Origin of the sequence: Herbaspirillum sp. B65 (assembly GCF_000333555.1) — a bacterium.
GTDB lineage: Bacteria > Pseudomonadota > Gammaproteobacteria > Burkholderiales > Burkholderiaceae_D > Herbaspirillum > Herbaspirillum rubrisubalbicans.
This window is the reverse complement of record NZ_BADI01000623.1, coordinates 1-6,731: the sequence shown is the minus strand read 5'-3', so window position 1 is coordinate 6,731 and position 6,731 is coordinate 1. Positions and strand designations below refer to the sequence as shown.

General features: G+C 52.9%; 5 protein-coding genes. 3 read left to right on the top strand and 2 right to left on the bottom strand.

Annotation, left to right across the window (positions count from 1 at the left end):
- The 3 genes from I5W_RS14735 to I5W_RS29875 form a co-directional block, all read left to right on the top strand.
- Nucleotides 1-3,813, top strand: a 3,813-nt coding sequence (locus tag I5W_RS14735) for a hemagglutinin repeat-containing protein (protein WP_148289117.1), incomplete at its 5' end; no start/stop codon positions are given.
- 1 nt (nt 3,814) lies between these two features.
- On the top strand, nt 3,815-4,051 hold the full coding sequence (locus I5W_RS31330; RefSeq protein ID WP_148289116.1) for a hypothetical protein: 237 nt from the start codon (nt 3,815-3,817) through the stop codon (nt 4,049-4,051).
- Nucleotides 4,052-4,952: 901 nt separating this feature from the next.
- Nucleotides 4,953-6,058, top strand: a protein-coding gene (locus I5W_RS29875) for an IS3 family transposase (protein WP_199901744.1) whose coding sequence is annotated in 2 segments (ribosomal slippage) — nt 4,953-5,193 and nt 5,193-6,058 — 1,107 coding nt in all. Because the reading frame shifts where the segments join, the coding sequence is not laid out codon by codon here.
- Nucleotides 6,059-6,071: 13 nt separating this feature from the next.
- Here the strand turns inward: I5W_RS29875 and I5W_RS14720 are convergent.
- Together I5W_RS14720 and I5W_RS32090 are read right to left on the bottom strand one after the other, a co-directional pair.
- Nucleotides 6,072-6,341 carry a hypothetical protein gene (locus I5W_RS14720; protein WP_044529784.1) on the bottom strand — a complete coding sequence of 90 codons (270 nt, stop codon included), beginning with the start codon at nt 6,339-6,341 and terminating at the stop codon, nt 6,072-6,074.
- 93 nt (nt 6,342-6,434) lie between these two features.
- Nucleotides 6,435-6,731 (bottom strand): hypothetical protein (locus I5W_RS32090; RefSeq protein WP_044529783.1); only part of this gene is annotated, 297 nt, incomplete at its 5' end.

Here is a 6,731-nt window from a genome sequence, read left to right as displayed (position 1 = left end):
ATTGCGGCCGGCAAGAACCTCACCGTTCGTGCCGGTGCAGACATCAGCAATCTGGGCTCAACGCTGGCCAGCGGTCGCTTAGGAGATGCCACTTCAGGCAACCTGAGCTTAAGCGCCGGTCGCGATATCAAGCTGGACACGATCAAGACCAGCAGCACTTACAATGCCAACTTCAGTGGCTATCTGGGCAGCGCCCAAAGCGTCGCCAGCGTAGGCTCCAACATCAACGCCGGTAGCAACTTGACGCTGGTAGCGCAGCGCGATCTGAGCATGACCGCGGCGCAGGTTGACATCGGCAGCAATGGCATTGGTAGCGGCTCGCTGATGGCTGGACGAGCGGTGACGATTGGGGCGGCACTGGATCAGTCCGAATCGATGGTGAGCCACACCACCTCCAGATCCTACGTGCGAGCAGACGATCAAGGCGTCAATGTGGTGGGCAGCAACATCAACGCCGCCGATGGAATTAGCATCAAGGCGGGCTTGCTGGAACAAGCGGACGTCAAGGTGGCTGCTAGCAACATCACTGCTGGTAAGGCACTGGCAGTGACGGCCAGCGGTGATATTAATGTGGTTTCCGAAGATGCTTATCGCAGCCATAGCGAATACGCCACAAGCACCTCGCGCGGCCTGGCCTCCAGCACCACGCGCACCAGCTATGGCAAGCGTGCCTATACCACTGCCGTGGGCAGTACCTTGAGCGGCGACACGACAGTGCTGCAAGCGGGCAAGGACATGAGCATCATCGGCAGCAACGTCGTATCGAGCGCCGGAACTTCGCTGGTGGCGGGTGACAACATCACGGTCGCCTCTGCCAGTGACAAGTTCGAATCCGCCAACAGCAGCAACAAGAAGAGCAGCGGTTTGCTTGGTGGCGGTGGATTCGGCTTCACCATCGGCACGCGCGAGTTGGATAACAAGAACACCACCGTCAGCACCACCGCAGTGTCATCCAATGTGGGCAGCATTGATGGCAATGTCTCGATCAAGGCGGGCAATTCCTATACGCAGAGTGGCAGCAATGTGATTGCCCCCAGGGGAGATATTGATGTTGTGGCCAAGCGCATCAGTATTCTTGCAGCGGCTGAGACCGAACGCAATACGCAGGATATGGTCTTCAAGCAAAGCGGCCTGACGGTTCAGATCACCAGTCCGGTGTTGTCGGCGATTGAGACGGCGCAGCAGATGGCGCGCGCGGCGAAGAACACCTCGGGCGGGCGGATGCAATTGCTAGCTGCAGCTAATATCGGCTTTGCGGGCAAGAATGCAGTGGATGCTGTGCGAACGGGCCAGGGCTTTCAGGTCGATGGCAAAGACAATCCGCAAGTTCGGACGAATGCCCTTGATGAAAACGGCAAGGCCAAGTTCGGCGCCGACGGCAACCCCGAGACCCGCGACGCCACGGCAGCCGACAAGGTAGGTGGCATCAATCTAGCCATTAGCCTGGGCGCGAGCCAGAGCGAGAACCACAGTCAATCCAGTGCCAGTACCGCACGCGGTTCCACCCTCAGTGCGGGTGGCAACATCAGCCTGATTGCGCAGGGCGGTGGTGCTGACAGCAACCTCATTGTGCAAGGCAGCGACATTAGGTCCGGTGCCAACACGCTCCTGAAAGCCGACAACGAAGTGCGCCTGCTGGCTGCGCAAAGTACGACCGAACAGCACAGCAGCAACAAGGCGATGTCGGGATCGGTGGGGGTCTCAATTGGTACCGATGGCTTACTCTTCAATGCAGGGGTGTCGGGTAGCCGTGGACGTGGTGATGGGAATGATGTTACCCAGGTCAACACTCACGTGGATGCCGGCAACAAGCTCACGATCAGTTCAGGCACCGACACCACGCTCAAAGGCGCCGTGGTCAGCGGCAAGCAGGTGGTGATGGATGTTGGTACCAGCGGCAGCGGTAATCTCAATATCGAAAGCCTGCAAGACACCAGCACCTACAAAAGCAGGCAGCAAAGTGCAGGAGGGAGTATCTCGGTAGGCATGGGGAAGATGGGAGGCAGCCTCAGCCTGGCACGCAGCAGTGTGGATGGCAATTACGCTAGTGTGAATGAGCAGTCAGGTGTCAGGGCTGGGGATGATGGCTTCCAGATCAAGGTGGCGGGTAATACGGACCTGAAGGGGGCGAAGATTGCCAGTACGGATAAGGCCGCTGCTGATGGGAAGAACAGTCTCACCACCCAAACGTTGACGCAGTCGGATATCCAGAACCGCAGCGACTTCAAGGCCGAGAGTCAGAGTATGGGGGGAGGTACAAGTCTGGCTGGCTCGGCACTGGGGCTTGCTGGCAGCGCCCTTGGGATGGGGAATGCTAGCGGTAGCGATAGCAGCACGACCAAGAGTGGGATCAGTCAGGCTGATATCAAGATTACCGATGATGCTGCCCAGCAGGCCAAGACAGGAAAGACGGCTGAGCAGACCATAGCGAGTATCAATGCTGATGTGAGCAGTGATCGCGATACCAGTGGAAAAATAGCTAAGACGTGGAATGGTCAGGCCTTGCAGGCGGATGTTGAAGCGCAGGCGCAGATTACGCAGGTGTTTGGGCAGCAGGCCTCGAAGCTAATTGGAGACTATGCGCAGGAGCAGCAGAATAAGGCGGCTGGCTTGCGTAAGGAGGCTAACGCAGCGACTGATCCTGCGGTGGCAAAAGAACTCAATGATCAGGCCAGTGCTCTTGAAAATAACTGGGGGCCGGATGGGGCGATGCGGATCCTGGCGCACAGCGTCGTTGGTGGGTTGACTGGTGGACTTGCGGGAGCGGCTGGCGCTGCTGCGGGAACCTTGACGGCGCCGAATGTGGCATCGGCTTTGGATAAGGCTGGCGTTGATCCTGATCTGGCGAAGGCGTTGACGGGGTTGTCGAGTACCTTGGTGGGGGCGGCTGTTGGTGGGACTGCGGGTGGTGCGGCGGCTTATAACGAGGTCATCAATAATTTCCTTAGTCACGATGAACGAATTGCCCTTAAGAAGGCTAAGAATGACTGTTATGTAACGGGTAATGCGGCAAGCTGCCAGGCCGTAGAAATTCTTGAAAAGAAGGATGCTGTATCCAATGCAAGAATCGAACAGTCGATTGCTGCCTGCGAAGGAGAAAGCTGCAATGCAGTTGCTAACTATATCCGTAAAGAATTGGCTGCCACGGGGTGCTCGATTCCAAACGTATGCCCGGATAATGACCTGTTGCAGATTTATTGGAAAGCAGCGCAAGGTAAAGCGCAGGGGCTTCAGCAGGTTGAGATTGAAAGCTGGCTCATTGACGCGAAGGCGGTATATGATCTTGCGAAGTTTGCTTTGAGTGCTTTTAATGCGGGAAGAATAAGTACTCGGATCGTAAGCACATCTATTGAAGAGGCAAAAAATTCAGATGAGATTGCTGCCGATCTAATACGGCAGACTGTTCTACGTAACATTGCAGATAGCCAAGCAGCTCGTGTCAGTTCTAACTTTGGCCAGTTCAGTAAAATAGAAGGGCAACTCCAAGAAAAAATTGGTATATGGCCTCCCAATAGTGGTGGATATTCGCCTGTCTACAACGTGACTATTGAAACAGGTACGCAGCTTGATCGCTACGGATATCCGGGTGGAAAGTTCGTTTCTCCGCTTGGAGCATCGTTTGGTGAACGAGCTCTTCCTGAGTCGTATAAGTTAACAAAACCATATTTTCAGTACGAAGTAATTCAGCCAATTGCTGATGTAACACAAGCTAAGATTCTTCCTTGGTTTGGACAGCCTGGCATGGGAATACAATTCCAACTTCCTAAGTCTGTTCAGTGGTATTTGGACAATGGCTACATAAAGGTGAAATGAAATGACTAGAACTCAATTGGAAGATTCATTGGCGGCCATCGGTGTGCATACAAATAGTTATTGCCTAGACGGCGTTCGACACAGCGACTGCGTATGTGTTGGTGTTGAGGATGGAAAGTGGAGAGTTTTTTATGTTGAACGAAATATGCCTGATGAGCTTGGGGTATTCGATACTGTCGAAGCTGCCTATGAATTCGTCTACGCAACTTTTTGTAAATGGCTAGGAATAAAGAATTGAACCAACCCGGCAGGCGGTATTCGGTATCACGGTGAACTCATGGAAAATAAGCTAAGGCTTCGCTGAATTAGTATGAAAAACTGTTACCTCGAAAAGAAATATGGAGTTATAACTTTCAAGCCTACCCATCACGAAAAACTTGAGGCTAGGGGTGGAACAGGCGAAGACGTTGTAATCCAAGATACCAGTTCAGCGGGGCGCAGGGAAGAGAAGACGGCGGGTACGGCCAATATCCATAACTTTAAATCTGGATCAGTTGTTGCAGACCAGTCAATCGAAGGTGTGAAATCACATCATCATACGTAGTTGTGATTATTTCTCATTTTGCCATCTCACCGAGCTGCCATTGGAAGTGCTCATACACTCCTTTAGATCGCCATTACCTGTCTTGATGATGCTACCGACAGAATATGGCTCTCCCTTGAAATAGCAGTTGTAATTGGTCATATTTTGGCTAGGCGGAGCCATTTGATAGAGAAACCATCCACACAACACTGCCAATACGACAACTAACGTCCCGAGTGTACGTATAGTTTTTTGAGTGGGGACGAATAGCACATTTTTTGCGACACACACGGCACATTCACCTGGGCTTTCAAGAGCCGCAACATGGGGCAACGTGTGCTGGCGATTAGATGTGCTCTTTGGCGAAGAGCTTATGTCTCCTTCTGTATTGGTATGGCAAACATCGGTTGCCATAGCCGGACTGCGATCCTGCAGAGATTGTCGACTCTGATTTTCGTTAAGAACTCTTACTGGCTCAGTATCGATAACGCTTTTTTTACGCTTTGCTTCAACGATCCACTGACTGATTTTTTTCTTAATTTCTGGATATTCCTCGTGACCTGCTCCCCAAGATTAGTACGGTAATGATGTAGAGTCTGCCCCATACGGAGGCAGCATGAAAAAACGATTTACCGAAGAACAAATTATTGGCGTACTCAAGGAAGCCGAAGCCGGTATGAAAGTGGCCGAGGTATGCCGGAAGCACGGCATCAGCGACGCGACGTACTACAACTGGAAATCCAAGTTCGGCGGGATGACGGTATCCGAGGCCCAACGGCTCAAGGCGCTGGAGGCCGAGAATGCCAAGCTCAAGAAACTGCTGGCAGAAAGCCTGCTGGACAACGCTGCACTGAAGGATGTGCTCGGCCGAAAGTGGTAAGCCCGCAGGATAGGCGAAGCGCCGTAACGCACATCATGCATGTCCACGGTCTAGGCGTAACCCGTTCCTGCGGGCTGATAGGCATTTCCCGCTCCTTGTATCACTACGAATCCCGTCGTCCTGACGATGAGGGGCTGCGTCAGCGTCTTTGCGAACTGGCAGCCATAAAACGCCGATATGGCTATCGGCGTCTGCATGTATTGATGCAGCGGGAGGGATGGCAGGTCAATCGGAAGAAGCTGCTCCGCGTGTATCGACAGGCCGGCCTGAGCGTCAGGCGCCGCAAGAGGAAGCGTATTGCGGGCGTCGAGCGGCAATTGAAGGTTCAGGCGACGATGCCCAACCAGAGCTGGTCAATGGACTTTGTATCGGATGGATTGGCTGATGGCCGCCGCTTGCGCTGCCTGAATATCGTGGACGACTTCACCAAGGAATGCCTGGCTATCGAGGTGGATACGTCGCTGCCAGGCACACGGGTTGTATCGGTGCTGTCACGGCTATCAGAGCTTCGAGGATTGCCGCAATCGATTACCATCGACAACGGTCCCGAGTTCGCCGGCAAGGTGCTCGATGCCTGGGCCTATGCAAACGGATTGAAGCTGAGCTTTATTGAACCTGGCAAGCCGCAGCAGAATGCCTACATCGAGAGTTTCAACGGCAAGTTCCGGGATGAATGCCTGAATGAACATTGGTTTGTTTCGATGCGGCATGCTCGTGAAATCATTGCGGCCTGGCGACGAGAATACAATTCTGAGAGGCCGCATAGTTCTCTTGGGTACCTGACGCCGCAACAGTTTGCAGAGACTTTTTTAACCGCAGACTCCAAGTCGTTCTCGTACTAAATTGGGGAGCAGGTCACTCGCGAGGAACCAACTTCATTTTAGCCGCACCGAAATCCATCAAGATGACGCGATACACCGTTAGGGGGTCTTCGCCTGTTATTGCGCAAAGGTCGTCAATGAGATCAGCGATAGTCCGGCGCTGAAGTTGAGTTAGAGTTTCTACCTTCTTGATATCGCCCGATACATTGACATTGAGCACGTTGCTTAGTTGCGGTGCTTCGTTGATGACGTTGCCATTAAAAATTTGTCCAACGTCTCCCTTAATGCGTACTTTTTCTACCATTACTTCCCTGCCGATAACGCTTATTTATCTAATATTTGTTGCTCGAAAAAGCGGCCTTTAGCACTGATTCATTTGAGATCTATCACGATTTCTCTACTTCTTCTTGACGACCTTTTTTCTCATGTCGACGCCTTGGATAGTGCCATGCACATCACCATGGATTTGGTGACCAACGTTGCCTTTAATTGTCATAACAGTTCGTGGTGACTCTTTAGGTGCGGCCCCTTCGATCACACCTAATACGCGGGCTCTACCCATTAGGTCAAGGTTGCGGAATCCAATAAGCACTTGCTCCTCCTCAACAGAAAGAGCCTGGCTGCTCCTGACGCCTGTCACGACAAACTGCACGTCAACACCCAGAGTCGCCAGTGCCTGTAGGTACGCGCCATC